Raw genomic sequence first — 25,279 nt, 5'->3', positions numbered from 1 at the left:
TCACCCTTTCTCGTCAATTTCAAGTGGAACAAAATCAAATTTTTGGAAATCAAACAGCCCTTGATCGGTAAGTTTATATTCTGGAATGACAGGCAAAGTAAGAAACGATAGCGTAAGAAACGGATCAAATCCGCGCGCCTGACTAATCGTCTGGAACACACTTAAAAGCGTTTCTAAATCGGCTTGCACTTTTTCAAACGGGGCATGTGTAAGTAGGCCCGCAATTTCGAGGCGCAACTCGCCAAGCAATTTGCCATTTGCAACAACGACAACGCCGCCGCCAATTTCCGTTAAACGACGAATCGCAAAATCAATGTCCGCATCATTCATACCAACCGCCACAATATTATGAGAATCATGGGCTACAGTGGTCGCAATGGCGCCGTTTTGCATACCGAAACCTTTCACAATGCCTAGGCCAACATTTTCCGTTCCTTTATGCCGCTCCACAACGACCATTTTAGCTAAATCGCGGGAAGCGTCGGGAACAAATTCGCCGTTTTTGAGGTCCACAGTGGCGGTTAAACGCTCGGTGAATAAACTGTTTGGCAACATGCCCATCACGCGTACGTTTTCCGATTTCAAAGTGAGTCGCAAATCTTTTTTCGTTAAGCGATGTGTGATTTTTGGCGATACAAAATTGGTATCCGCTTTTCCGAATTTTTCTTCCAAACGAATGCCGTCCTGAACGAGTAGCTCTCCTTTTTTGAAAACTTTTGTAATCGCAACATCCTCCAAGCGTTCGAGGAAAACAAGATCCGCTTGGTAGCCGGCTGCAACCGCCCCCAAATAAGGTAAATTATGACAGTTTGCAGCATTAATTGTTGCCATTTGAATCGCTGTAATCGGCGCAATACCGTGCGCAATCGCAAGCCGAATATTGTAATTAATCGACCCCTCCCGAACTAAATCCGGAATTAATTTATCATCTGTACAAAAACAAAAACGGTGACTGTTTTCAATTCGCACAGCCTGAATCGCTTTTTCTAAATCGCGTCCAACTGTTCCTTCACGAAGCATGACAAACATGCCCGCCTGAACGCGGTCTAGCGCCTCATCGCGCGTCGTACTTTCATGGTCCGTCCGAATCCCAGCCGCCAAATAATTATTCAAGTTATCGCGCGTTAAGCCGGCCCCGTGCCCATCAATGCGCCCGCCATTCGCTTTCGCATCAATGATTTTCTGTAAAATATCAGCCGAGCCTGATGCGACCGACGGAAAATCCATCACTTCCGCAAGCCCAATGACTTTCTCATGTGTATAAAGCGGCTTTAAATCTTCCGCAAGAAGTGTGGCCCCGTTGTTTTCTTGGGGCGTTGCTGGGACAGAAGATGGTGACATGACAAACATATCGATTGGCGCGTCTTCTGCATCTGCTAGCATAAATTCGATTCCCGGAACGCCTGCCACATTGGCGATTTCATGTGGGTCCGTCACAATCGTTGTGACACCATTTGGCAAAAGTACACGGGCAAACTCGCTCGGTGTAATCATGGCGCTCTCCACATGGACGTGGGCATCTATAAAGCCAGGCGCGATATATTGCCCTTTCGCATCAATAATTTTAGCAGCCTCTTCAAACGAGCCAATGCCGGCGATATAACCGTTTTTAATGGCAATGTCGCCCTCCATAATTTCTCCTGTAAAGACGTTGATAATTCGACCATTTTTAATAATACAATCCGCCTTCGCCCGATGATCACTGACGGCAATGCGCTCACGTAAACTTTGAACTGTTTCCAACTCGAAATCCTCCTCTTATTTTTGTTCAAAAAAACCTTCGTCGTTTAAATAGCTTTCCGCGGCTTCAATCGTTGGGAATATCGCTTCCACATTTTCGAAAGCGTAAACAATCCACATTTTATTTTCATAAATTAAGGACAATTTTTCATTAAATTCATCAACATACGTTATTTCTTGCCCTTCTTGGAATATATCCCCGTCGCTATCCATATATGCGATTGCGGCTTCGATGAGCCCGACTAATTCGGATTCGTTTGCTTCAAAAACGTTGAAATAACCTTGTTTATCAAGCGTATCCGCATCTAAATACGGCGCATACACATAGCCATTTCCGTTAGGATGTAAATGTTTAATTAAGATGGACTTATCACGTTTACTTTCTGGATAATGATAATTCACACGCCCAAGCGAAATCGCTTTTTCCTCTAATTGGGTATACCGGGAAATAATTTGTTTTTTCTCTTCAAAAGTTAGCATCGTCTTCTCTTCTTTCTTATTTAAAATCTTTCGCTAGCATTTGTTCTTTGGCAACAACTGGTAGCCAGTCATGGACATCTTGAAAGATGAAGCCAAGATTTTTAGCTTTTGTATTGTCTAAATAATACGATTTCGGAATATCAAACGGCGATTCGTTTTCATCATCAGTTTCCGAAACATCAGCAACATGCGCTTTTTTCTGCGTAATTGTTTCTAATGTTTCGATTAATTCGCTAAGCTTGTAAACACCATTTGACGCCGCGTTTATCGGGCCAGTAAAGTCTGACTTCGTGCCGATAAACGCAAGAAACCGCGCAGCTTCGTCTGAGGTAATAAACCCGATTTCCGCCTCCTCGTTTTGGAGCCCGATTTCTGTACCATTCATGATTCTTGATGTATGAAATTGCAGACGCTTCGTGTAATCATCGGCGCCAAGCACGATTGGAAAACGTACAGCGACCACGTCGAAATCCGCTTTCTGGCAATATACCGCTTCGCCGAGACGCTTCCCTTCGCCGTAATCAAAGTCCATGCGGTCGCCAAGAATAATTTCGTAGTGCTTGCTATCAAAATCTTCTTCCAAAAGCGCCCGTCCTTTTATCCCGTAAACCGAAAGAGAGGACGTATAAATCAGCCGCGTTTTCTTGCCTTTAAAGGCTTGAATTAAATAAAGCGCATCTTGCGGTGAAAAACAAATATTGTCATAAATTACATCAAATTGTTCATTTGCCAGTTGAAATAAATCTTCGCGCCGCTCGCGATTTAATTTTAAATGCCTCACACCAGCTGGAATAGTCACATCCGCCTTGCCGCGCGTCACAATCGTCACACGGTGCCCCTCCGCTTGCAAAATATCCACAAGACGCTTACCAAAAAAACGCGTACCACCTAAAACTAAAACCTTCATCCAAACCCCTCCTTTTTTTATGTAAAAACAGGAAGTAAAAGTTTCTCGTAGCAAAAGAAACCTACTTCCTCCAATTTATTCAATCATATAGCCCTGCCCTTTTTTCGTCTTAATGAAATCATCTAAGCCAATTTCGGCAAGTTTTTTACGAATGCGCACAACATTAACGGTAAGCGTATTGTCGTCCACAAAACTTTCATCTTCCCAAAGTGCACGCATGATTTCGTCACGGCTAACAATACTGCCTTTTTGTTTCATTAATTCATATAAAATTAAAAACTCATTTTTAGTCAGCTCAATCTTTTCATCAAGAAAAGTAAGCGTGTTTGTGTCGATATGCAAAAAGACATTATTATGTTCCATGACATTGGGCTCTTCAAGTTCAGCATACGAATAAGTACGCCGCAGAAGCGCATTAATTCGCGCCATTAAAACGTCCAAATCGACAGGTTTTTCAATATAATAATCTGCCCCCATATTCATGCCCATAATTTGATCCATACGCGAATTTCTAGAAGACAAGAAAATAATAGGTACGTTCGAAACTTCGCGAATTTGATTGCACCAGTAAAAACCATCAAAGTATGGCAAATTCACATCTAAAATAACCAATTGTGGTTCGAATTCTAAAAACTCATTTAAAATGTTATTAAAATCCTCTACGGTGTGAATATCAAAGCCCCACTTCATCAAATGTTTTTGAATCGTATCGCGAATGACTAAATCATCTTCTACAATATAAACTTTAACCATCGTTTTGCCTCCAATTTCAAACTAACACCACACGACCAGTTCTATTTGTATTTCATTTCGCAGCGCGTATCTGTCTCCATCACCGGATAATGAAATCACCTGCTTTAAAGTAAAATTTCGCTCTTCTCTATTTTAGCTGATTATCGTTATTTTTACCAATTAATGGCGGAAACGCGTGACAATATTCATGTAGCTGTTCACACAAATCCAGTAATAAAAACCATAAAAAATGCAGTACACACTTGTGACGATAATGACAGGCCACTGCAAGCTATAATCGATATTTCTTGATAGCCCAATCATGGCAATCATGCTGTGTGAAAGGCCAAGTAAGAGCGGAATAATAAACATTGGCGCAATTTGTCTAGAAACAACACGCCTTAATTCTTTTCGCGTTAAGCCCAGTTTAAAGAGTGTCGTAAATTGATTTTGCTCTAAATAGGCGTCCGTCACTTGTTTAAAGTAAATGATACTGCCTGTTGCCATGAAGAAAACCAGTCCAATAAAGACGCCAATATAAAGAATCGTTCCCATTAAAATCGACACCATGTGATAGTTGGAATAATAGCTTGAAAAGTTTTCCGACCATAGATTTATTTTTCCTTCTGTGGCCATTTGAATTTTATTTCCTAAAGCTTCGGAATGATCGACTTCTGTCACATCATAGATGGAAACTTTTTGCGTGCGTAACTCTCCTGTAAGTTGATTATAAAACGCATCACTAACAACAAGCATCGCATCTGCAAAACCAGCATTAAAAATCGGATAATAGCGAAAATCGGTAATCGTGACATCGCCTAGTTTTTTTGTTTTATCGGTTGAAACAATTTTAAATTCTTCGCCTAGCAATTGTTGTACACGCTTATCACGTACATTGCTCATTGATTTTCCAACAAAAACAGCTTCACCCGTTTTTAAATTTTTAATGGGTTTATTATTCCTGTTTTCTACTAAATTAAGACGATTAAATTCTGATTCTGTAATGAAAGAAAACGTAGCTTTATTTTGATAGTAATCATACGGCATTTGGTCGAGTTCTTGCTCAACGTAAGCATCAATATAAGCACTTCTTGTCATGTAATTTAAATTATGATTCTTATCGCGCTTAATAATCCGCTCCACTTCAGCTTCTTTATTTGGTGTTAAATTTAAAAGTTGATAACTACTTGGATTTTCTTTTTGCACTTGATCGATGGTGATGTAATAGAAGCTACTAATAGCGCCGATGATAGTTAAAGTTGTGGCACTTAAAACGGCAATCATGGCTAATGTATTGGCATTTTTTTTCATGCGGTAGCGAAGGGATGTGACGGTGATTAAATTTGTTCCGCGATAATAGGCCTTTTTAAAGTTATAAAAATAACGTAACCCGAGTGGCATGGAGTAGCGAATAAAAATCCATGTTCCCAATATAACTGACCCAAGGATCAATAAAATGCAGTTGCCAAATCCTACTTTTTCCCAAAAAGAAGAATTTACAACGATTTGAAGTGCTAAACAATAGCCAAAGACGATGAAAAGGAGTCCGGCAATGGTCAACATGAGCGAGCCTTTTACACGTTTCTCGCGTGTTTCGGATTTAAAGAGTTCGAGCAAACTGTAGCGAAAAATGATGTACACCGCATAGACTGACGTGACGCCCATGATGAGGAGGAAAGTATAGATGGTGTCTGTAATCGCCTTAGTAGACACAATTAGCTGTGTATCTACGCGTAAGTTGACAATCCAAAAGAGGAGCATAATGAACAGTTTAGAAAAGAAAATACCTGTCAAAATCCCCGCCACAAGCGCGAGCAAATAAGTTAACAAATTTTCAAAAATAATAATAATACTAATTTGCCCTCTTCTTAAACCGAGCAAAGCGTACAAGCCAAATTCCCTTTTTCTTTTTTTTAAAAAGTAGCTATTCGAATAAAAAATGAAAAAGCCGACAAATAAAATAAGAATGACGCCCGCTGATGAAAATAAAGAGTTCCCAACAACTTCCCAGTTTTTGAAAATTTTATTTATAAGCGGATTTTGCGAAAGCGACATAAAGGTAAAATAAATTAATACGCTAATCGCAATACTAATGAAGTAAATCAAATATTGGTTGAAATTTTTTCGCATGTTGGTGACAGCAATTTTAAAAAGCGTCATCAGCTTCACCGCCAAGCATCGCCAGCACATCTAATATTTTTTGAAAAAATTGTTTGCGCGTCGTTTTACCGCGGTGAATTTCAGTATAGATTTCACCATCTTTAATAAATAAGACGCGGTCTGAATAGCTTGACGCAAAAGCATCGTGCGTGACCATTAAAATCGTAGCACTTCCTTGTTCTTTCGCTTGCTTTAAACCTTCCAATAAGTTCGTTGCCGCCTTTGAATCAAGTGCACCGGTTGGTTCATCCGCAAAAATAAGCGCTGGCTTTGTAATCATCGCGCGGCAAACTGCTGTGCGTTGTTTTTGGCCGCCTGAAACTTCACTTGGAAATTTATCACGCAAATCATAAATGCCAAATTGCCTTGCAATCTCTTCAAAACGCACTTCAATTTCAATAGGTGGCACACGATTTAAAGAAAGCGGCAACACGATATTATCTTTTAGCGACATCGTTTCTAATAAATTATAATCTTGAAAAATAAAGCCTAATTGGTCCCGCCTAAACATCGCCAATTCCTTTTGGCGCATATCGGAAAGTGACTTCCCGTTAATTTCAATTTCACCAGAAGTGGGGCCATCAATTGATGACAGCACGTTTAAAAGTGTCGACTTTCCCGCACCAGACGGTCCCATGACACTAACAAACTCCCCCTTTCTCACCTCTAAAGAAATACTATTTAAAGCAGGAAAAAGACTTCCTTTTGACCCGTAAACTTTACGCACTTTATGGGCTTTTAAAATTAAATCTTCCATCGTTTTCCTCCTGATATTCAGTCATCTCGTGTTATTTTACAGTATACCGAAAGATTTGAACAAGGTCTATAGTTGTAGAAAGCTATTTTTTTCAAAAAAAAAAGCAGATATTCTGCTTTTTAGAAAGATAATGCTGGTTCTTCCGACGTTTTACGATTTTCCTCGCCAAATTCCGCCATGCATTCCTGAATAAGCATTTCTAGCTCAGAAAGTGAGATTTCACTATCATACGCGGTAATATCCCACACAAGTTCTCTCTCTTCTTTAATAAACGTATAAATTTCAAGGCGTCCGTGTTGAAAAACTGTTACACGTGGCATTTTTAACTCGAGCTCACAAACGGCAGACCAAGTTTGAAAATCGCCGCGATACGAAATTCCTTCTTTGGAAAGTTCAATAGTCGGCTGCACGTTTAAAAGCCGAAAAAACGGACGCAAAGTCGCCGCCGCTAGAAAAATGAGGAGAATGACTTCCTCCGTTCCCGTAACCCCTTTCAAATGACTAAAACTCAAATATATCAAGACGCAAACAGCCAAAGTCATCAGCACACTTGAAAAAACAAGCCGCCGATTCACCATCAACTTCATCGTCTCACCCGACTTCAATTTAGCTAAATTTCCCATCTTTTCGATCCTTCCTTTATCCACATAACTTCATTCTACACTAAATCCTACTGGATAAAAAGGGGCAACCTCCAAAATCAACATACTGACAAACGATGATTTTCGTTAGTTAGCATCACTTCGAACCATTGACCTTTAATTCTTAGAAGTGTTAAAATACTTGTAAATTGGGGGAGATAAATATGGTAAGACAACTTATTTTAACTGGCTTTATGGGAGCTGGCAAAACGACCATTGGAAAGCTCTTAGCAAACAAAATGGAACTTCCATTTATTGATATTGATAAGGAAATCGAAATCGAACAAGAAAAGTCAATTCGTGAGATTTTTGATACATATGGCGAAGAAGCCTTTCGCAAAATGGAGCGCGGAAAACTTGCCGAATTACGCGACACTTCTGCCGTGCTTTCAACCGGAGGAGGTATTGTGCTAGACGACAACAATCAAGCCTTCCTAATCCGCCACCCCGCGCCGGTTTTTTACTTAAGGACGAGCCCGAAAATCTTTCTACATCGCCTCAGAAACGACACAACAAGACCTCTCCTTCAGGCTAAAACGAGCGAGGAGATAACCGCCATTTTCGAAAGTCGCACACCACTATACGAGCAAACTGCTAATTATGTCATCATAACCGACAATAAAGATCCTTACGAAATTGCCGATGAAATTTTGGCGAAACTAAAATAACCCCTCGCTGCTGCGAGGGGTTATTTTAGACTGAATATGGTGTGAAGCTGTTTTATATTTGATTTTAGTTTACTGTATGCAGCGTTTACACCAAAGTTCTGGTAAAATTGCCGTGTAATCTTTCGTGAATGTCAATAAATCATAAAACATTTGGTCATAATATCCCGACTCGTCCACTTCAATTTCTTTTAAAACATGCAAAGCGTCGAGTGCCTTATCGCGCAAGGCAGGTAAAATATAACCGGTAATTTTAATTTGACCGAGTGCGGCACTAACAGCTATTTTCATGGATAAAAGGGTGTTTTCATCCTGGCTTTCGCGCATTTTTTGAAGCGTCGCAGCATCATAGTCTTTCGGCTCCACAAATGAAATCCCTTTTTCTTCCGCAAAATATTTCGGAAATGCAGATAAATTTAGCCCCTCATCTGATTTATCTTTAAAATAAGACGTTAGGCGATCTAAAACTTCTTGTCCTATAGCGCTACTAAACGGCGCCTCTTTTTGCTCCAAATCATAGTAAATATCCAAGTGAAAGTGCTCTGTAAAGTGCGGATGGCTCGTTTCCTTCTGAATCCCGTTCTCATTATCAAAGTACATCGTCATACTCAAAGTCAACTACTCCTTCCATGTGAAGTTCTTCTCATAACGATTGTATCAAATTTTTTTGGAAAAAGCACGAGTATTTTTGTTTCATTGACTTGCCACTTCGATTCCCGCTCCCAACCAGTCTTTCTTAAAAGCGAACGCTGTGTCCACTTGTTGCATGACTAATAAACCGCTCAAAATACGGTCTACCTTCGCTGATATATCTGTCCTATCCTCTGAACTTTCAATCCTAGCGAGCTCACACAATCTAAATTCACATTTAAAAATCATAAGTCCATCTTCACGTGCAATCGCTCGTTTCAAAGTACATTCTAATAAATCTTTTGTTTCACAAAAGCGACCATTTAAACGAAGCCTTTCACAAAAACAGAACCACGTCGCTATTTGTAGCCCCTCAACATTTTGATAACCTTTGTACCGCTCTAACGATTTAAACACCCTGCTCGCTATCACATCAATTTGCGTAATATCAATCATATATAAAACATGACACATTACAATAAGCTCATAATACGTCCACTGCTCTTGTTCAGCTAACGTAACCCATATAGGAAGAATGTGCTTTTGGATAGCTTCATCAGTTTGCTGAGGCATATATGCCCTTGTTATCGTTTCTAAATAAGCACAAAGTTTACGCTCTTTTTTTATTTCTTTCATTTGGGATAAAAGCTGGTTCATGTTTGTTCCAATGAAATCGCTACCCACCTTCAAAAATTGGTCCATAATTTCATCTAATGCCCTTTTCTGGTATCCCCGGCAAATAAAAATAAGCTCTTCAAAAGAAACTCCGTTATCTCGCAATACTTTTTCAAGTTTTTCCTGTCCAATATTTTGATGCCCACCCTCAATTCGGTACGCATACTTCTCTGACATGTGCTTGCCATAAAAATCCGTAATCGTTTCATTTTTATTTTTACGAACCACACGAAGCGCATTCCCAATTAATTTCGCTATTTCCATCTCGATGTCATCTCCCTTATTCTACTTATCAGTTGAATTTTCGTCGCATATAAATAAAGTATGTTATTCTAAAAAGTAGGGGCAAAACAATGTCTATATTTCATTCAGTGTAACATAAATACACAGAATAATGAACATTAATTTCTATTTACATAGTTCTAACAAGAAAGAATAGGTGAAAAAATGATACAAGTTCAAAACTTAGATATCGTTACACGGGAAACTTTACTAAAAGATAGCAACTTTACTTTTAAAGATGCTTTAATTTATGGAATATCAGCACCAAATGGCTCTGGAAAAACAACACTTTTACGTGTCTTAGCAGGTTTAAAGCCTGCCAATCGTGGACAAATTATTTTTAAAGAAAATCAGCTCTTTTTAAAATCAAAAGACGTCCGTCAAAAGCTTTTTTACTATGAAACTTCCGAATGGTTTAATCCAAACTTATCTGCATGGGACTACTTGCAATTTGTGCAAAAAATGTGGACTAGTACATCTGCTGATTTAGCAGAGATTATTCAATTTTGGGAACTAGAAGAATTTCTAAAAATACCTATCCGCAAATATTCTTTAGGTATGAAACAAAAAACATTGCTTGCGATGTATGCCGTTAGTCAAACAACTTACTGGCTTTTAGATGAGCCCACCAATGGATTAGATTACAAGAATCAAGAACGCTTTGTAACATTCATAGAGCAAGCAAAAGCCAGTGGTAAAACGATTATTTTCACCTCTCATCAGGACGATAAAATGTACGCTATTTCAGATGAGATTGTTCAAATTCACGACCGAAAACTACAAACAACGATAGAAATTTAAGGGGGGCAACCTATGCAACAGCAAACTTTTTATTTTAAGAAGTTTTTCAAAACAAAGGGAAACTGGATACCACTTTTTGTATTAGTAGCCACCATCTTATTTGTTCTAATTATGAATACAATAACAGAAAAAGAACACGATATGGCTGCTATCGCTGATTTGAACATGTCAATCAATGAGCAAGGTTTTAAAAACAACCAAAAAAAAAGAAATAATGGTGAGTTATCAAAAGAGGATGAACAATTACTTGATGAAAATCAAGTAAGCACTCAACAACTTTTGACTACTTATCAGAAAATTCGCGATTACTATAATTCGGGACAATACAAACAAGCATACGCTTTGAAAATTAAAGAAATCGAAAAATCTATTGCTTTTGAAAAAGAAACCTTTACGGATAATGGAATGGAATCCCTCAATATCCGTGACTTAACCAAATATAAGAAATTACAAGAATTAAATATTAACGAGCAAGTGGAAGATATGGAAACACAAGGATTCACCTATCTTTACCGTATGCTAGTAAATTTCTTCCCTCTACTCATTATTATTGTCAGTTGTTTCGCTCTAACTTCCGTTTTAACAGAACGATTTCATAATGGCTTAGATCGAATGAAATTGATGCCCCTTAGTAGCTTTAGAAATACAACAGAACGCTTAGTTTTTAGTACGTGTGTGGCACTTATCATTTATTTTTTAAGTATTCTTTTTGCGTTCCTTCCAGCAACAATTTTATCTGGTCTAGGAAGCTTAAATTATCCAATTCTTTCAGAGATGAGTGGTGGATATGTAACCCTTCCTGTTGGAAAATTGTTGCTGGAAACCATCATTCTTCAAATGCTCAGTTTGTTAATTGTCATTTTAGTCATTGATTTAATTAGTAAAATAGTTAAGAAAGCCATGCCCACTTTATTCTTAAGCCTAATTCTCTTAATTGCACCAACGTTTCTTATTGGCAAAGTGGTTTTTCTTGATAAAATAGCTGCTTTTCTACCAATGACTTATTTTAATTCCGGGCAAGTGACAAATTATTTTTTAGCGGAAGCATGTAACAATCCTACTATTACATTTGTTACTGGTGTAATCGTATTACTAATTAGTTTATGTCTTCTACTGGTGATTAATTATTATATAGATTGGAAAGGAGGTGAAAATAGCTCTCACTTTAAGCAAAAAAAATAAACACTTAGTGCTACTATAAACTTACACAAGGAGTTGTTTACCAACATGAAAAAGGCTATGTACAAGATTGCGCTTGCGCTTATATTAATAACTGGAATTTTAATTACTATCACCCCAGATGCTATGTCAAAATCCGTGTTAAGCTGGCAAAAATATGATATCAATAAATATACTAAAAAACGTACAGTTGTATCAGAGCAATGGAAAAGTGTTCCAAATAACGTATACTGGCATAGTAGTAATGTAAACCGTGCTGGCAGTGGCTGGAATTATAATCGTTATGTTATTACATTAAAATATTTTGATGCGAAAACAAAAAGATATTATTAGAACTATAAGAAATTTTATAAAATACTTATCTACATAATATATTTAGATATTCCATAAGTTCATTTTTCGGAAAATAACACAAAACAAGTAATTTTATATTGAAAACACTTAGCCCGATGATTCTTTTGTATCATCGGGCTTTTTTATAGCATAAAACTCACTAAAAAATATATTTATTCCTCGACTGGTAAAGAGAAACAAATGTTGTCAGCTCTTGCGCAGTGCCTGAATACGTCCTCTTTGCTTGCAATTTTATCCAACTTGAGACTCCTGTTATAATTCCAAAGATACGACATTTTCAATATGCGTCGTCATCGGAAACATGTCCACAGGTTGGACGGCTGAAACTTTATACCCGCCTTCGTTTAAGATGCGTAAGTCGCGGGCAAGGGTTGCTGGGTCACAGGATACGTAGACGACTTTTTTCGGTTTCATTTTTAAGATAGTGGCAAGCAATTTTTCGTCGCAGCCTTTTCTTGGGGGATCGACGACTAGGACGTCTGCGGTAATCCCATTTTTATACCAGTTGGGGATAACGTCTTCTGCTTTTCCGGTTTCAAACGTGACATTCTCGATTTGGTTTAGCTTGGCATTTGCTCGCGCGTCAAGGATGGCTTGGTTTACGATTTCGACGCCGTAAACATGTCTTGCTTTTTTGGCGAGGCAAAGCGAGATGGAGCCAATGCCACAATAGGCATCAATGACGGTTTCATTTCCGGTTAAATTCGCTGCATCAAGCGCTTTTTGATAAAGGACTTCCGTTTGCTCCGGATTGACTTGGTAGAAGCTCCGTGCTGAAATTGCAAATTGAATCCCGTGAATGGTGTCTGTAATCGTATTTGGGCCATAAAGCGTGACCGTTTTATCGCCCAAAATGACGTTCGTTTTATTCGCATTGATGTTTTGGACGATGGAGGTGACACCTTGAACGCGTTTTTTAAGTTGTTCAAGGATAGCTGGTTTGTTTGGGAAATCAAGCGTGCGCGTGATTAAAACGAGCATGAGCTCACCTGATGTTTTGCCGACGCGCGTCATAATGTGGCGCAAATCGCCTTGGTGGGTTACTTCATTGTATGGCTCCGTGTAAAATTCCGCGAAAACCGCACGTGCTTCTTGAATGGCCGCATCGCTTTTCTCATCTTGAATGAGGCACGTATCCATATCAATGATGTCATGACTTCTCTTTTGATAAAAACCTGCGCCGAGTTTCCCGTTCACATAACCGACTGGCACTTGCGATTTGTTTCGGTAGCGGAACGGTTTTGCCATTCCAATTGTTGGCAGGACTTCGGTTTCGAGTTTACCGACGCGCTTCATAAGCTGTTCGACTTGCCTTCTTTTAAACAAAAGTTGCCCTTCATAAGAGAGGTGTTGGAGCTGGCAGCCGCCGCATTTTTGGTATACGGGGCAAGGTGGTGTGACGCGTTCTGGGCTTTCTTTTTCGAAGCTTTCGATTCTTCCGAAACCATACTTTTTGTTCACCTTGACCACTTTTACACGGACTTCTTCGCCTGGAAGCGCCGCAGGTATAAATAGCGGATAGCCGTCGATTTTGGCGATTCCGCTTCCGTCATGAGTTAAATCCTCGATGGTTACAGACAGTATTTGGTTTTTCTTTAACATTTCGTTTGGCATCTGGCGTTCTCCCCATTCAAAAAGCAGAGCGAGTGACTGCCCTGCTGTTATTTGATAATATATTCAATCCCAATTGGCACAGAAACATTTACTTGTTTCGTTTCTGAAAAAATGAGCCATGAGTTTCGAGTAACGTTGAAATCATAAAAGAATGTTTTAGGATAGGCTGTGACCGTTTTAGCTTTCGCCTCAAACGAATCATCTAGCGCTAAACTTTCTGTTGTGATGTTCATTTGCAAAGCTTTTATGCTTTTTGTCGCCAGTTCATTTGAAAACTCGACGGGCACTAAAGATTTGGCAGTCACTTGATTTTTTTTGCGTGTTAAATTGATGGTTTCATTGCTCGTTTGGATTTCACGCGTGCCACTTTCAATTTGATAATTAGAGAAGCCATCGTAAGCATGATCCATAGGATATTTGAATTTCGAGTTATTGATATACTCCGCCACATTTGACGCAGCAATAACTAAGCGATATTCTTTAATCCCTTCATACTTAGAATCTTCTTCTGAAAGTTGATTTAAAATTTCATGATTGGTGACATCGACAACTAAATTTCCGTTAGCTAATATATGAACCTCTGTATCTTTTTCGGCTGGTAAAAATGAAATGTCATCCGTTAATGGAATTGCTGTTTTCGTTGCAATCCACGATTTATTGCTTGCAATAAGCTCCGCTTCGCTTACTCTAGGTGTAATTTCCTCTGCTTGAACCTTCCAAACTACAAAAAGTGCGATAACAACTGAAAGGATGAATAGAGCACTTAGAAATAATGCTTTTTTGGGTCGGGCTACTTTTTCCAAGTTTGCTTCACCCACTTTCTATTTTTTGACTTTACCATTATACTGGCAAAACCAAAATAATACAATACCATGACAAAAAAGACATATTTTCGACTAATTTAAAGGGCTATTTCTTATATTTTACGGACTCTACTTTTTCTTCGTTATGACGGTCAACAAAATAGAGCGGACGTTGTTTCGTCTCGTTGAAGATTCGCCCTAAATATTCGCCAATAATTCCGAGTGAGAGCAATTGAATGCCGCCAAGGAATAATATTACGACCATAAGGGATGGGTAGCCACTTACACTTTCCCCAAAAAGAAGGGTTTTAATAAAGGTCCAAATCATGAAAATGAACGCAATAATTGAAATCAAAACGCCGCTAAGCGCTGAGAGTCTTAAAGGAGCCGTGGTAAATGATGTTATCCCTTCCATTGCTAAATTCATGAGTTGGAAATAATTCCATTTTGTTTGGCCGGCGCCGCGTTTGTCACGGTCAAATAAAATTTCTTTTTTGTGGAAACCTATCCAGCTAAACATTCCTTTTGTATAGCGTTGTGCCTCGCGAAACTCGCGCAGCGCATTCACTGCTCGGCGATCAAGCAATCTGAAATCTCCCGTATCTTCTTGGATAGGTACTTTCGTCAGCTTTTTAAGCAGTTTATAAAACTGTCTTGACGTCAGCTTCTTCATGGCACTTTCGCCGTCGCGCGATCTTCGTTTTGCGTAAACATCGTCGTAACCTTCTTCCCAGTATTGAATCATTTCTGGGATCAGTTCAGGCGGGTCTTGCAAATCTGCGTCCATAATAATTACTGCATCGCTGTCCGCATAGTCGAGTCCTGCAATCATCGCAATTTCTTTACCAAAATTTCGACTTAAGTTAATATAGCTTACTCTTTTATCCTGTTCACGGAGCTTTTTTAAGATTTCAAGTGTATTGTCTTTACTTCCGTCATTTACAAACAAAATTTCGAATGAATAGTTTTGAATCGTATCTAAAGTGAGTAAGACTTGATCGTAAAACATGTTTAGAACCTGCTCCTCATTGTAAGCTGGGACTAGAATCGTTATTTTTTTCATTTCCGCTCTTTCTCCTATCATTTACCCTTTTTAAATTTGAGAATCCGCTTGTTTTTTGCTGTCTAAATCAGTTGCTGGAATGGCATGCACATCGGCAAAAAATTCGATATGTTGGTTTAAATTTTCAAATGTCATCGGTGTTTCTCCGCCAAGTTCTCCGTCAAGATTAATAAGCATTTTTTCTTCGGATGTCACAATGACTTTTTTCGATTTCACGTAGATGATATTCGGTTCCTTAATGTGGTCGCCGCGAAGGGCGAGCGTCACTAATCGAATAAATTCTGCTAAGTTCACTTTTTTCAAGATGATGAGGGAAAACTTGCCGTCGTCTAGTTTTGCGTCAGGTGCAATTTTTTCGAAGCCTCCGATAGAGTTCGTCAAGCCAAGTAAAAAGAACATCGCTTTTCCTTCAAAGACACCATCATCATATTCGACACGCACGTCCGTCGCTTTTAAAGAAGGGAGCATTTCAATCCCTTTCAAATAATACGCGAGTTGCCCAAGCATCGTTTTTAGCTTGCTTGGCACATCATAGGTTAGCTCCGTAATCCGGCCGCCACCGCCAATATTAATGAAGTACGTTTCATTCGCCTTCCCAATATCCATCGCCACACTATCACCACGAGCAATGATTTCCGTTGCCTTCATAACGTCGCGCGGCACGTGTAGCGCCCTCGCAAAATCATTCGTTGTCCCAGTTGGAATGATGCCAACCTTTGGACGGTATTCTTGTTCAGCAATCCCATTGATGACTTCATTTATCGTTCCATCGCCACCTGCTGCGACGACTAAATCGTATTTTTCTTGCACGGCACGTCTAGCTTCACGTTCGGCATCACCTGGTTCTGGTGTTGTCGCATGGGCTGACGTTACATAACCGGCATTTTCTAAAACCATGAGCACATCTGCTAAATTCTTTTTTATGATTTCTCGTCCTGAAGTTGGATTATAGATGACACGGGCGCGCTTCGCCATGGAATTCATCCTCTCTCGCATAAAACTCATTACGTTTTATCTACAAATTTTCACTAACATTTTTATTATAGCAAAATGCGCCTTTTTTTAAAATAAAAAGAAGGGACTTTTTGTTGCCCCTCCTTCCAGTTTACTTAGCGCTTATTCATTTCGTCGATAAGTAATTTATTTACCATTGGCGGATTAGCTTGCCCTTTCGTTGCTTTCATCACTTGCCCAACTAGGAAGCCAACAGCACGATCCTTACCATTTTTGTAATCCTCAATCGATTGCGCGTTTCCGTCTAAAATGCCAGAAATGATGGCGCGTAATTCGCCTTCATCGGAAATTTGTACGAGCCCTTTCGCTTTGACAACTTCTTCCGCGTCCCCACCATTTTCGGCTAACTCACGGAAAACTTTTTTAGCGATTTTAGAAGAAATCGTGCCTTTTTCAATCAACTGAATCATCCCAGCTAAGTTTGCTGGCGTCAGCCCTGTTTCATGCAACTCTTTTTGCTCGGCGTTCAGGTAAGCGGACACTTCGCCCATAAGCCAGTTGGAGACCTGTTTTGCGTCTGCGCCTTCTTGTAAAGTAGCTTCAAAGAAATCAGACATTTCCTTTGTAAGTGTGAGCACCATCGCGTCATAGGTTGGCAAGCCTAGCTCGCTCACGTAGCGCGCTTGACGTTTGTCTGGAAGCTCTGGAATTTCAGCACGAATTCGTTCCATCCATGCGTCATCGATATAAAGATCGACTAAATCTGGTTCTGGGAAGTAACGATAATCATCAGAGCCTTCTTTCACGCGCATAAGTGATGTTTTACCTGTTGCCTCATCAAAACGGCGCGTTTCTTGTTCGATGATGCCGCCTGCCATGAGCACTTCTGCTTGGCGTTTTTCTTCATATTCAATTCCTTTACGCACATTATTAAAGGAGTTTAAATTTTTAAGCTCTGTTTTAACCCCAAATTCTTCTTGCCCAACTGGACGAATGGAAATATTCGCATCACACCGCATTGAGCCTTCTTCCATCTTCACATCGGATACACCCGTGTATTGAATGATTGATTTTAATTTTTCAAGATACGCGTATGCCTCGTCAGCAGAACGAATATCTGGCTCTGATACGATTTCAATAAGCGGCGTCCCTTGACGATTAATATCAACAAGCGAGTAACCTTTATTCGTATGCGTATTTTTCCCAGCATCTTCTTCTAAGTGAAGACGCGTAATGCCGATTTTCTTTTTGCGTCCGTCTACTTCAATTTCGATGTGCCCATGTTCCCCGATTGGCTTATCGAATTGCGAAATTTGGTACGCTTTCGGATTATCTGGATAAAAGTAGTTTTTGCGGTCAAACTTCGTATGTTTCGCGATGTCACAATTGATTGCCATCGCAGCTTTCATACCAAACTCAACTGCCCGTTTATTTAAAACAGGTAAAACGCCTGGCATCCCTAAATCGACCACCGTAGTATTTGTATTCGGTTCTGCACCAAAATGCGCCGGAGCAGAAGAGAAAATTTTGGATTCTGTTTTTAATTCAACATGGACTTCAAGCCCGATAATAGTTTCAAAATTCATGACTGCACCGCCTTTTTATAATGATGGTTTTACTTTATGAAAATCTGTTGCTTGCTCAAACGCATGCGCAACTTGATAAATTTGACCTTCTTTAAAATGATTGCCAATAATTTGTAAGCCTACAGGTAGACCGTCGCTTAGACCACACGGAACCGAAATCGCCGGAAGTCCTGCCAAGTTAATTGGAATCGTTAATAAGTCATTTTGATACATCGTAATTGGATCATGAATCATGCCATCAATATCAAAAGCAGTCGTCGGCGTACTTGGTCCAATAATGACATCGTAGTCCGCAAAAACTTTTTCAAAATCTTGCTTAATAAGCGTTCTCGCTTGCTGCGCTTTTTTGTAATACGCATCGTAATAACCCGAGCTTAGTGAATAAGTTCCGAGCATAATCCGGCGTTTTACTTCGTCGCCAAAGCCTTCTGAACGCGTTTTTTTGTAAAGCTCTTCAAGCGAATTCGCATTTTCCGTACGATAACCGTAACGCACACCATCAAAACGCGCTAAGTTCGAAGACGCTTCACTCGAGGCTAAAATATAGTAACTCGCTACCCCGTATTCAGAATGCGGCAAGGAAACTTCTTCCCAAGTTGCGCCAAGTTTTTCAAGTGTTTTTAAAGCTTCCATAACAGCGGTTTTCACACCAGGCTGTACACCATCGCCTAGGTACTCTTTTGGAACACCAATTTTAAGACCTTTTACATCACCCGTTAAGTATTCTGAGAAGTTTTCAACAGGCGCGTCAATCGACGTTGAGTCATTTTCATCTACGCCAGAAATTGCTTGCAGCAAGTAAGCATTATCCTCAACCGTCCGAGTAATAGGACCGATTTGATCAAGCGACGAGGCAAAAGCAATGAGCCCAAACCGAGAGATGCGGCCATATGTAGGTTTCATTCCGACTACGCCACAAAAAGCGGCAGGCTGGCGGATGGAACCACCTGTATCTGAACCGAGTGAGAAGAGTACTTCAGACGCGGCTACAGCAGCAGCACTCCCGCCTGATGACCCACCAGGTACTTTCGATAAGTCCCACGGGTTGTATGTTTTGTGGAAATGAGACGTTTCGGTCGATGAACCCATCGCAAACTCGTCCATATTTAATTTTCCGATGTTGATAACTTGGGCTTGTTTTAGTTTCCAGACGACAGTCGCATCATAAATTGGGTCAAAGTTGTATAAAATCTTACTTGCCGCTGTTGTTCGTAAGTTTTTCGTAACAATATTATCTTTAAGTCCGATTGGCAAGCCAGCGAGCATGTTTGCTGGATCAATGCCAGAATCGCCTAATTCTTCTGCGACGTCGAGCGCTGTTTCTTTGTTTAATGTTATAAATGATTGTACTTTATCTTCTACTGCCTCAATGCGGTCAAAAGATTCTTTCACCAAATCAAAAGGGGAAATTTCTTTTTTGACGAGCATGTCATGCAAGTTTTTTACTGAGTGTTCGAATAATCCCAAAATGAATTCCCTCCTTAATCCTCTAAAATCGTTGGTACTTTAAACATGCCGTCCTGTGTGTCAGGCGCGTTACGGAGTACTTTTTCACGTTTTAATCCCGGGTGAGAAACATCTTCCCGTAAAACATTTGAAACCTCAATTGCATGAGAAGTTGGCTCAACATTGGCTGTATTTAGCTGGTCCAGTTTTTCCACCATTTCAATAATATTGCCTAGTTGGCCTGCAAAAACATCTGCCTCTGCGCCAGAAACATCAAGCTTAGCTAAATTGGCCACTTTTAAAACGGTCTCTTTTGATATGTTCGTCAAGACGCCATCCTCCTTTTCGTTTTTTCCACTAATGGTAAAATTATATCATAGAAGCGACTATTCGGATATAAAAAATACCGGAAAACGTGAAAAGTTCCTAGCGAATGCTAGGAACTTTTTTAATTAATTATAAATGTGCGCGTTCGCTGCGCTGTCGCTTGGTTTGCGCGTAATTAATGCAGCAGGACCATCAGAAGTTGAAATGCTAACTTGGATATTCGCTTCTTTTGGTAAATGCTTGCCAATTAAATCGGTAACATATTGCGTGAAACCGATAATTTCCGCTTCCCCGTAAAATTGAAGGGGGATATCGACGTTTAAGTCTGCCATTTGGCCATCTTCATAACGTGCGCGTCCTACAACCCCAGTGAAGTTCGGATAGTATTTTTCAATATCGGCCTGGAAGTTTAAGAATGAATCATTATCTGCCTTGTGGTCAGATTGTGCCTCTGCACTTGGCAAAACATAATTTTTTTCTTTGATTGTTTTAAAGTTGCCAATGTCATTGCCGTTTGTTGTTGCATAAGCGATATAATTCCCCGGGGCAACGGCATCACGTCGGCCTTGTTTATAAATGGCAATCGTGACGGGGACATTTTCTAGCCCTTTCGTTTGGCGAATTCGCGTTAAAATCGTTTGAGCCATTGCTTTTCCTTCTGATAACAATTTATCATCGCTAATCTCTTGCTCAAATGTGTCACCGTATTGTTCCTTTTGGTAATAATCAACGGAATTCATCGCGAGCGCAATGGATACACCACCGAGTGCGACCGTGTCTTTATCCGTTTTCTTCAAATAGTTTTGTTCTAAAATATGCGCTAAATAAATAGGATTACGGTTAGCACCGAAACCGTTATCTACTGGATTCAAACCGTCTTTATTTTTATCGCTTTTACGACTAAGCCAAGACGTTAACAATTCTTTATCCAAATATTGTCCTTCTTGGAAAAGGTAATCGTCCGGCGAATATTCATTTTGCGAAACACGCATTAAACCAGACTCTAATTCGTTAATGTCATAACGCGAATAAATATTTGATACAACGAGTCCTCTTGATTTACTCGCTTTATAGGGCAGAACCGTCTTATAGTAATTCTCAGAAATTTGATTTTTCGTCATAATTCCGGTTTCGCTTTTCTTTTCTTCGTCTTTTGTGACCACTTTCTCATCTGATGACAGTTTTGGGGCACAACCTGTGAGTACAAGTAGCGAAGCCAAAACGAGTATTAAATATTTTTTCATTATTTATAATTCACCCTCATCTGGTAAGTATTCCATAAGCTCTTCTTCCGACCAGACAGGTATGCCAAGTTCATTTGCCTTTTCAAGCTTAGAACCTGCATCGCTGCCCGCAACAACAACATCCGTCTTTTTGCTGACGCTACCGGAAACATCGCCGCCAAGTTTCTCAATTAGGGCCTTCGCTTCGTTTCGCGTAAGCTGTTCCAATTTCCCAGTTAAAACTACCTTTTTCCCGGAAAAAACTAAGTCTTCCTCATCTTGCTCTTCGATGCGTGGACCTGTGTAGGTCATGTTCACGCCAGCCGCTTCGAGTTCAGCGAGCAGTTCGTGGACTTCTTCATTTTCGAAATAAGTGACGATACTATCCGCCATTTTTTCGCCAATGTCGGCCGTATTTTGAAGGGTTTCCTTATCTGCTTTTCTGAGGGCGTCCATCGTGTCAAAGCGGAGTGCGAGCGTGCGCGCCGCCTTTTCACCTACGTGACGAATGCCAAGACCAAATAGCAATCGTTCAAGCGAATTTTGCTTGCTTGCTTCAATGCTCGAAAGCAAATTGGAAACAGATTTTTCTCCCATTCTTTCTAATTCTAACAGTTTTTCTTTTGAAAGGGAAAACAAATCTGCAACATCGGCAATGAGGTTGTGTGAAAAGAGCTGAATAATCACTTTTTCGCCAAGTCCATCAATATTCATTGCATTGCGCGATACAAAATGAATGAGCCCTTCCTTAATTTGCGCTGGGCATTTTGGATTGATACAGCGCAGAGCGACCTCTTCTTCGAGGCGAACAAGTTCGCTTCCGCAGTCTGGGCAAACTTTTGGCATGTGAAACGGCTCTTCTGCACCAGTTCGTTTTTCTGGGATGCTACGAATCACTTCGGGAATAATATCGCCTGCTTTTTTGATGACAACGGTATCGCCAACACGAATATCTTTTTCATGGATTAAATCTTCGTTATGAAGGGACGCACGGCCAACTGTTGTACCCGCTACTTGAACGGGTTCTAAAATAGCAGTTGGTGTGACAACGCCTGTTCGACCAACGCGAAGTTCAATATCAAGTAATGTCGTTTCGACTTCTTCAGCCGGGAATTTGTAAGCAATTGCCCAGCGTGGTGTTTTAACACGAGCGCCAAGCTCATTTTGTTGCGCCAAATCATTGACTTTAATGACAATCCCATCAATATCGTAATCGAGCGATGTTCGTTTTTCTGTCCACTTTTTAATATAAGCAAACACTTCATCCATTGTGCCGCAAACAGCACGTTCTTTGTTCGTTCTAAGACCGAGTTCGCCGAGCATGTCCAAGCCATCGCTATGTTTTTTGACGCCCATTTCACCAAAATCAGCCACCGCATAAAGGAAAATATCCAAATTCCGCGATGCCGCAATTTTTGTATCGAGCTGTCTAAGCGAACCAGCCGCCGCATTACGCGGATTTGCGAACAGCATGAGGCCTTCTTGTTCGCGTGTTTCATTTAAGTTTTTAAATGATTTTTTAGGCATGAAAGCTTCGCCGCGGACTTCAATTGAAAAGTCGCGTTTTAGTTTCATGGGGATGGACCGAATTGTCCGCAGATTTGCGGTAATGTCTTCACCGGTTGTGCCGTCGCCACGAGTCGCGCCGCGCTTATAGCGACCAGCTTCGTATTCGAGTGAAACGGCAAGACCATCAATTTTAAGTTCGCACATATATTCGCGGTCGTCGCCGACTTTTTCGCGTACACGGCGGTCAAAATCGAGCAGATCCTGTTCGTTAAATGCATTGGCCAAGCTTAACATTGGCGTTTTATGTGCCACTTTATCGAAGCCTTCTAAAACTTCACCGCCGATTCGTTGTGACGGTGAGTCACTTGTTATCCAATTAGGGTGCTTTTCTTCTAAAGCGATTAGTTCGTGGAGCAATTTATCATAGACAGCATCTTCTACGGTTGGCTTGTCTAGGGCATAATACTCGTAACTATACTGATTAAGTTCAGCGATAATTTCGTCGTATCTAGTTCTTTCACTCATGCTCTCTACCTACCTTTACACTTTTTCAATTGGCGCGAATTCGGCCAGTAATCGTTTAATTCCAGTTGGACTTGGGAAAGCGATATCGAGTTCCATATTGCTACCTTCCCCTTTTACGCTCACAACAGTTCCAGTTCCCCATTTTTTATGGGTCGCTTTGTCGCCAACAGACCAACCAACTTTTTCGGCACCACTCGTTTGGTAATTCGCCACTTGTTTCGTGTTGATTGCGGAACGTTTGAACGGTACTTCTTTTAATTTATTTTCGTTGCCTGTTTCAAGCAAATCTTGTGGGATTTCGCCGATAAATCGGGATTCAACGTTGGCTGCTGAACGCCCAAAAATCATGCGCGAATAGGCGCTCGTTAAGAACAATTCTTCTTCTGCCCGCGTAATCCCTACGTAAGCTAAACGACGTTCTTCTTCCATTTCATCTTCTTCAAAAAGAGCGCGCGAATGTGGGAAAATGCCTTCTTCAAGGCCGACTAAAAAGACAACTGGAAACTCGAGCCCTTTTGCTGAGTGAAGCGTCATCAATGTGACCGCGCCAGTTTGCTCTAAGTCGTCTTCTAATTGATCCACATCGGCAACAAGAGCCAAGTCCGTTAGAAACGCGATAAGCGACTTATCTTCACTTTCTTTTTCGAAGTTTTGCGTAACAGAAAGGAGCTCGTCAATATTTTCGAGCCGCGTCTGCGCTTCAATCGTTCTTTCATTTTTCAGCATGTCACGATATCCCGTTTTATCCAAAACTTGCTCTACAAGCTCGGTTACAGAGAGAAATTCTTGCATTTGACTAAAGCCGCGAATTAAATCGTGGAATTCGACCAACTGTTTACTCGTTTTCGCGGGAATGCCGGCGAGTTCGATGCGATTTAACACTTCAAATAAAGTTAAGTCATACGCGTTCGCTGTACTTGCTATTTTGTCGAGCGATCCAGCCCCCACCCCGCGCTTCGGCACGTTAATGATGCGCGACAAACTAATGTCATCTTCATTGTTTGAAATGAGGCGCAAATAAGCTAAAATGTCTTTAATTTCTTTACGGTCATAGAATTTTGTGCCGCCGACCATCGTGTAGGCCATGTTCGATTTCATGAAGAATTCCTCCATGACACGCGACTGGGCGTTTGTTCGGTAAAGAATTGCAAAATCAGATAATGGTCGATTTTTGTTTGCCACTTCTTCTTGAATTTTACTTACTACATAGGAAGCCTCTTCTTTTTCAGTGAGCGCTTTATGATAGAAAATTTTGGCGCCTTCGTCATTGCTCGTCCACAAATTTTTCGCTTTGCGGTTACGGTTATTTTCAATCACACGGTTTGCCGCTTCTAAAATCCGTTTTGTCGACCGGTAGTTCTCTTCAAGCAAAATCATTTGCGCCTTTGGATAATCCTTTTCAAACGACAAAATGTTGGAAATATCAGCACCGCGCCAACCATAAATCGACTGATCCGAGTCCCCGACGACGCATAAATTCTGAAGTCTTGCCGCGAGAAGTTTCACGAGCAAATACTGCGCGTGGTTCGTATCTTGATATTCATCTACGTGAATGTATTGAAATTTTCGCTGATAGTACTCTAAAACATCTGGTACGCGCTCAAATAAGCGAATCGTCACCATGATTAAATCGTCGAAATCGAGCGCCTGATTCTTTTTCAATTTCTTCTCATACGCTTCGTAAACTTCTGCAACCATATTATCATAGTAGCCACTCGCCTCGCGCTTATACTCCGCCGCGTCCATCAATTCATTTTTCGCGTTGCTAATGGAAGCAAGTATCCCGCGTGGCTCATATTTTTTTGAATCAATATTTTTGTCTTTTAAAATACCTTTAATAACGGAAAGTTGATCGCTACTATCTAAAATTGTAAAATTGCGCTCGTAGCCAATTCGCTCGATGTCGCGCCTTAAAATGCGGACACACATGGAGTGAAATGTAGAAATCCAAATTGATTCCGCTACACCACCAAGAAGCCCGACAACTCGCGCTTTCATTTCGCGCGCCGCTTTGTTTGTAAACGTAATCGCCAAAATGTTATACGGATTCACTTCGCGCTCTTTGATTAAATACGCAATTCGGTGCGTTAAAACACGCGTCTTCCCACTACCAGCTCCTGCCATAATTAAAAGCGGTCCTTCCGTTGTTTCTACCGCCCTTTTTTGCTCCTTATTAAGTCCTTTTACAAGTTCTTCACTGTTTAATTGCATTTTTATCCACCACCA

At 40.4% G+C, this 25,279-nt stretch carries 23 protein-coding genes; 4 read left to right on the top strand and 19 right to left on the bottom strand.

What is annotated here, in order from left to right; genetic code table 11:
- The 7 genes from ade to CFS04_RS11720 form a co-directional block, all read right to left on the bottom strand.
- A complete protein-coding gene (gene ade, locus CFS04_RS11750) occupies positions 1–1,743 on the bottom strand; it encodes an adenine deaminase (RefSeq protein ID WP_088810879.1) in 1,743 nt (580 codons plus the stop codon).
- Between the two features lie 15 nt (positions 1,744–1,758).
- Positions 1,759–2,220 (bottom strand): hypothetical protein, encoded by a 462-nt coding sequence (locus CFS04_RS11745; RefSeq protein WP_088810878.1) that lies wholly within the window; start codon positions 2,218–2,220, stop codon positions 1,759–1,761.
- A 16-nt stretch (positions 2,221–2,236) separates the two neighbouring features.
- Complete coding sequence (locus CFS04_RS11740; RefSeq protein WP_088810877.1) at positions 2,237–3,127, bottom strand: NAD-dependent epimerase/dehydratase family protein; 891 nt, start codon at positions 3,125–3,127, stop codon at positions 2,237–2,239.
- A gap of 75 nt (positions 3,128–3,202) precedes the next feature.
- Complete coding sequence (locus tag CFS04_RS11735; protein ID WP_088810876.1) at positions 3,203–3,880, bottom strand: response regulator transcription factor; 678 nt, start codon at positions 3,878–3,880, stop codon at positions 3,203–3,205.
- A 159-nt stretch (positions 3,881–4,039) separates the two neighbouring features.
- On the bottom strand, positions 4,040–6,019 hold the full coding sequence (locus CFS04_RS11730; protein ID WP_088810875.1) for an ABC transporter permease: 1,980 nt from the start codon (positions 6,017–6,019) through the stop codon (positions 4,040–4,042).
- Complete coding sequence (locus tag CFS04_RS11725; RefSeq protein WP_088810874.1) at positions 6,006–6,776, bottom strand: ABC transporter ATP-binding protein; 771 nt, start codon at positions 6,774–6,776, stop codon at positions 6,006–6,008. The genes CFS04_RS11730 and CFS04_RS11725 overlap by 14 nt, the downstream gene beginning before the upstream one ends.
- 119 nt (positions 6,777–6,895) lie before the next feature.
- Positions 6,896–7,399 (bottom strand): hypothetical protein, encoded by a 504-nt coding sequence (locus CFS04_RS11720; RefSeq protein ID WP_244169969.1) that lies wholly within the window; start codon positions 7,397–7,399, stop codon positions 6,896–6,898.
- A gap of 182 nt (positions 7,400–7,581) precedes the next feature.
- Here CFS04_RS11720 and CFS04_RS11715 point away from each other — a divergent pair, with 182 nt between their 5' ends.
- Complete coding sequence (locus CFS04_RS11715) at positions 7,582–8,085, top strand: shikimate kinase (RefSeq protein WP_088810873.1); 504 nt, start codon at positions 7,582–7,584, stop codon at positions 8,083–8,085.
- Positions 8,086–8,154: 69 nt separating this feature from the next.
- Here the strand turns inward: CFS04_RS11715 and CFS04_RS11710 are convergent, their stop codons facing one another.
- Together CFS04_RS11710 and CFS04_RS11705 are read right to left on the bottom strand one after the other, a co-directional pair.
- Positions 8,155–8,694, bottom strand: coding sequence for a molybdate metabolism regulator (locus tag CFS04_RS11710; protein ID WP_369821527.1), 540 nt, complete (start codon positions 8,692–8,694; stop codon positions 8,155–8,157).
- Between the two features lie 81 nt (positions 8,695–8,775).
- The gene (locus CFS04_RS11705) at positions 8,776–9,651 is read right to left on the bottom strand and encodes a helix-turn-helix transcriptional regulator (RefSeq protein WP_088810872.1); all 876 of its coding nucleotides are present in this window, start codon (positions 9,649–9,651) and stop codon (positions 8,776–8,778) included.
- Between the two features lie 183 nt (positions 9,652–9,834).
- On the opposite strand from CFS04_RS11705, the gene CFS04_RS11700 reads away from it, so the two are divergent.
- From CFS04_RS11700 to CFS04_RS11690, 3 genes are read left to right on the top strand one after another with little or no spacing between them, the layout of a single operon-like run.
- Positions 9,835–10,470 (top strand): ABC transporter ATP-binding protein, encoded by a 636-nt coding sequence (locus CFS04_RS11700; RefSeq protein ID WP_088810871.1) that lies wholly within the window; start codon positions 9,835–9,837, stop codon positions 10,468–10,470.
- Between the two features lie 12 nt (positions 10,471–10,482).
- Positions 10,483–11,652, top strand: a complete 1,170-nt coding sequence (locus CFS04_RS11695) for an ABC transporter permease (protein WP_088810870.1) — start codon at positions 10,483–10,485, stop codon at positions 11,650–11,652.
- Positions 11,653–11,697: 45 nt separating this feature from the next.
- The gene (locus tag CFS04_RS11690) at positions 11,698–11,982 is read left to right on the top strand and encodes a hypothetical protein (RefSeq protein WP_088810869.1); all 285 of its coding nucleotides are present in this window, start codon (positions 11,698–11,700) and stop codon (positions 11,980–11,982) included.
- Between the two features lie 273 nt (positions 11,983–12,255).
- Here the strand turns inward: CFS04_RS11690 and rlmD are convergent, their stop codons facing one another.
- The 10 genes from rlmD to pcrA all read right to left on the bottom strand — a co-directional run bounded on the left by rlmD (position 12,256) and on the right by pcrA (position 25,264).
- Positions 12,256–13,617, bottom strand: coding sequence for a 23S rRNA (uracil(1939)-C(5))-methyltransferase RlmD (rlmD, locus tag CFS04_RS11685; RefSeq protein WP_088810868.1), 1,362 nt, complete (start codon positions 13,615–13,617; stop codon positions 12,256–12,258).
- Between the two features lie 47 nt (positions 13,618–13,664).
- Positions 13,665–14,420, bottom strand: a complete 756-nt coding sequence (locus tag CFS04_RS11680; RefSeq protein ID WP_088810867.1) for a hypothetical protein — start codon at positions 14,418–14,420, stop codon at positions 13,665–13,667.
- 106 nt (positions 14,421–14,526) lie between these two features.
- Positions 14,527–15,483 carry a glycosyltransferase family 2 protein gene (locus tag CFS04_RS11675; RefSeq protein ID WP_088810866.1) on the bottom strand — a complete coding sequence of 319 codons (957 nt, stop codon included), beginning with the start codon at positions 15,481–15,483 and terminating at the stop codon, positions 14,527–14,529.
- A 30-nt stretch (positions 15,484–15,513) separates the two neighbouring features.
- Positions 15,514–16,458, bottom strand: coding sequence for a diacylglycerol kinase (locus CFS04_RS11670; RefSeq protein ID WP_088810865.1), 945 nt, complete (start codon positions 16,456–16,458; stop codon positions 15,514–15,516).
- A gap of 134 nt (positions 16,459–16,592) precedes the next feature.
- On the bottom strand, positions 16,593–18,023 hold the full coding sequence (gatB, locus tag CFS04_RS11665) for an Asp-tRNA(Asn)/Glu-tRNA(Gln) amidotransferase subunit GatB (RefSeq protein ID WP_088810864.1): 1,431 nt from the start codon (positions 18,021–18,023) through the stop codon (positions 16,593–16,595).
- Between the two features lie 15 nt (positions 18,024–18,038).
- Positions 18,039–19,490, bottom strand: coding sequence for an Asp-tRNA(Asn)/Glu-tRNA(Gln) amidotransferase subunit GatA (gene gatA / locus CFS04_RS11660; RefSeq protein WP_088810863.1), 1,452 nt, complete (start codon positions 19,488–19,490; stop codon positions 18,039–18,041).
- Positions 19,491–19,504: 14 nt separating this feature from the next.
- On the bottom strand, positions 19,505–19,798 hold the full coding sequence (gene gatC / locus CFS04_RS11655) for an Asp-tRNA(Asn)/Glu-tRNA(Gln) amidotransferase subunit GatC (protein WP_088810862.1): 294 nt from the start codon (positions 19,796–19,798) through the stop codon (positions 19,505–19,507).
- A 123-nt stretch (positions 19,799–19,921) separates the two neighbouring features.
- A complete protein-coding gene (locus CFS04_RS11650) occupies positions 19,922–21,040 on the bottom strand; it encodes a CamS family sex pheromone protein (RefSeq protein WP_088810861.1) in 1,119 nt (372 codons plus the stop codon).
- 3 nt (positions 21,041–21,043) lie between these two features.
- Positions 21,044–23,053, bottom strand: a complete 2,010-nt coding sequence (gene ligA / locus CFS04_RS11645; RefSeq protein ID WP_088810860.1) for an NAD-dependent DNA ligase LigA — start codon at positions 23,051–23,053, stop codon at positions 21,044–21,046.
- A 15-nt stretch (positions 23,054–23,068) separates the two neighbouring features.
- Positions 23,069–25,264: a DNA helicase PcrA gene (pcrA, locus tag CFS04_RS11640; protein ID WP_088810859.1), complete on the bottom strand. Its 2,196-nt coding sequence runs from the start codon at positions 25,262–25,264 to the stop codon at positions 23,069–23,071.
- Positions 25,265–25,279 lie beyond the last annotated feature (15 nt).

It is taken from the genome of Listeria sp. ILCC796 (assembly GCF_900186175.1).
GTDB classification, from domain to species: domain Bacteria; phylum Bacillota; class Bacilli; order Lactobacillales; family Listeriaceae; genus Listeria; species Listeria goaensis.
The sequence above is the reverse complement of the archived record's forward strand: the minus strand, read 5'-3'. Positions and strand labels throughout refer to the sequence as shown.

Coding starts and splice junctions, on each gene's coding strand:
- CFS04_RS11745 (WP_088810878.1), bottom strand. CDS start 2,220: ATGCTAACTTTTGAAGAGAAAAAACAAATTATTTCCCGGTATACCCAA.
- CFS04_RS11740 (WP_088810877.1), bottom strand. CDS start 3,127: ATGAAGGTTTTAGTTTTAGGTGGTACGCGTTTTTTTGGTAAGCGTCTT.
- CFS04_RS11735 (WP_088810876.1), bottom strand. CDS start 3,880: ATGGTTAAAGTTTATATTGTAGAAGATGATTTAGTCATTCGCGATACG.
- CFS04_RS11730 (WP_088810875.1), bottom strand. CDS start 6,019: ATGACGCTTTTTAAAATTGCTGTCACCAACATGCGAAAAAATTTCAAC.
- CFS04_RS11725 (WP_088810874.1), bottom strand. CDS start 6,776: ATGGAAGATTTAATTTTAAAAGCCCATAAAGTGCGTAAAGTTTACGGG.
- CFS04_RS11720 (WP_244169969.1), bottom strand. CDS start 7,399: ATGGGAAATTTAGCTAAATTGAAGTCGGGTGAGACGATGAAGTTGATG.
- CFS04_RS11715 (WP_088810873.1), top strand. CDS start 7,582: ATGGTAAGACAACTTATTTTAACTGGCTTTATGGGAGCTGGCAAAACG.
- CFS04_RS11705 (WP_088810872.1), bottom strand. CDS start 9,651: ATGGAAATAGCGAAATTAATTGGGAATGCGCTTCGTGTGGTTCGTAAA.
- CFS04_RS11700 (WP_088810871.1), top strand. CDS start 9,835: ATGATACAAGTTCAAAACTTAGATATCGTTACACGGGAAACTTTACTA.
- CFS04_RS11695 (WP_088810870.1), top strand. CDS start 10,483: ATGCAACAGCAAACTTTTTATTTTAAGAAGTTTTTCAAAACAAAGGGA.
- CFS04_RS11690 (WP_088810869.1), top strand. CDS start 11,698: ATGAAAAAGGCTATGTACAAGATTGCGCTTGCGCTTATATTAATAACT.
- rlmD (WP_088810868.1), bottom strand. CDS start 13,617: ATGCCAAACGAAATGTTAAAGAAAAACCAAATACTGTCTGTAACCATC.
- CFS04_RS11675 (WP_088810866.1), bottom strand. CDS start 15,483: ATGAAAAAAATAACGATTCTAGTCCCAGCTTACAATGAGGAGCAGGTT.
- CFS04_RS11670 (WP_088810865.1), bottom strand. CDS start 16,458: ATGGCGAAGCGCGCCCGTGTCATCTATAATCCAACTTCAGGACGAGAA.
- gatB (WP_088810864.1), bottom strand. CDS start 18,023: ATGAATTTTGAAACTATTATCGGGCTTGAAGTCCATGTTGAATTAAAA.
- CFS04_RS11650 (WP_088810861.1), bottom strand. CDS start 21,040: ATGAAAAAATATTTAATACTCGTTTTGGCTTCGCTACTTGTACTCACA.
- ligA (WP_088810860.1), bottom strand. CDS start 23,053: ATGAGTGAAAGAACTAGATACGACGAAATTATCGCTGAACTTAATCAG.
- pcrA (WP_088810859.1), bottom strand. CDS start 25,264: ATGCAATTAAACAGTGAAGAACTTGTAAAAGGACTTAATAAGGAGCAA.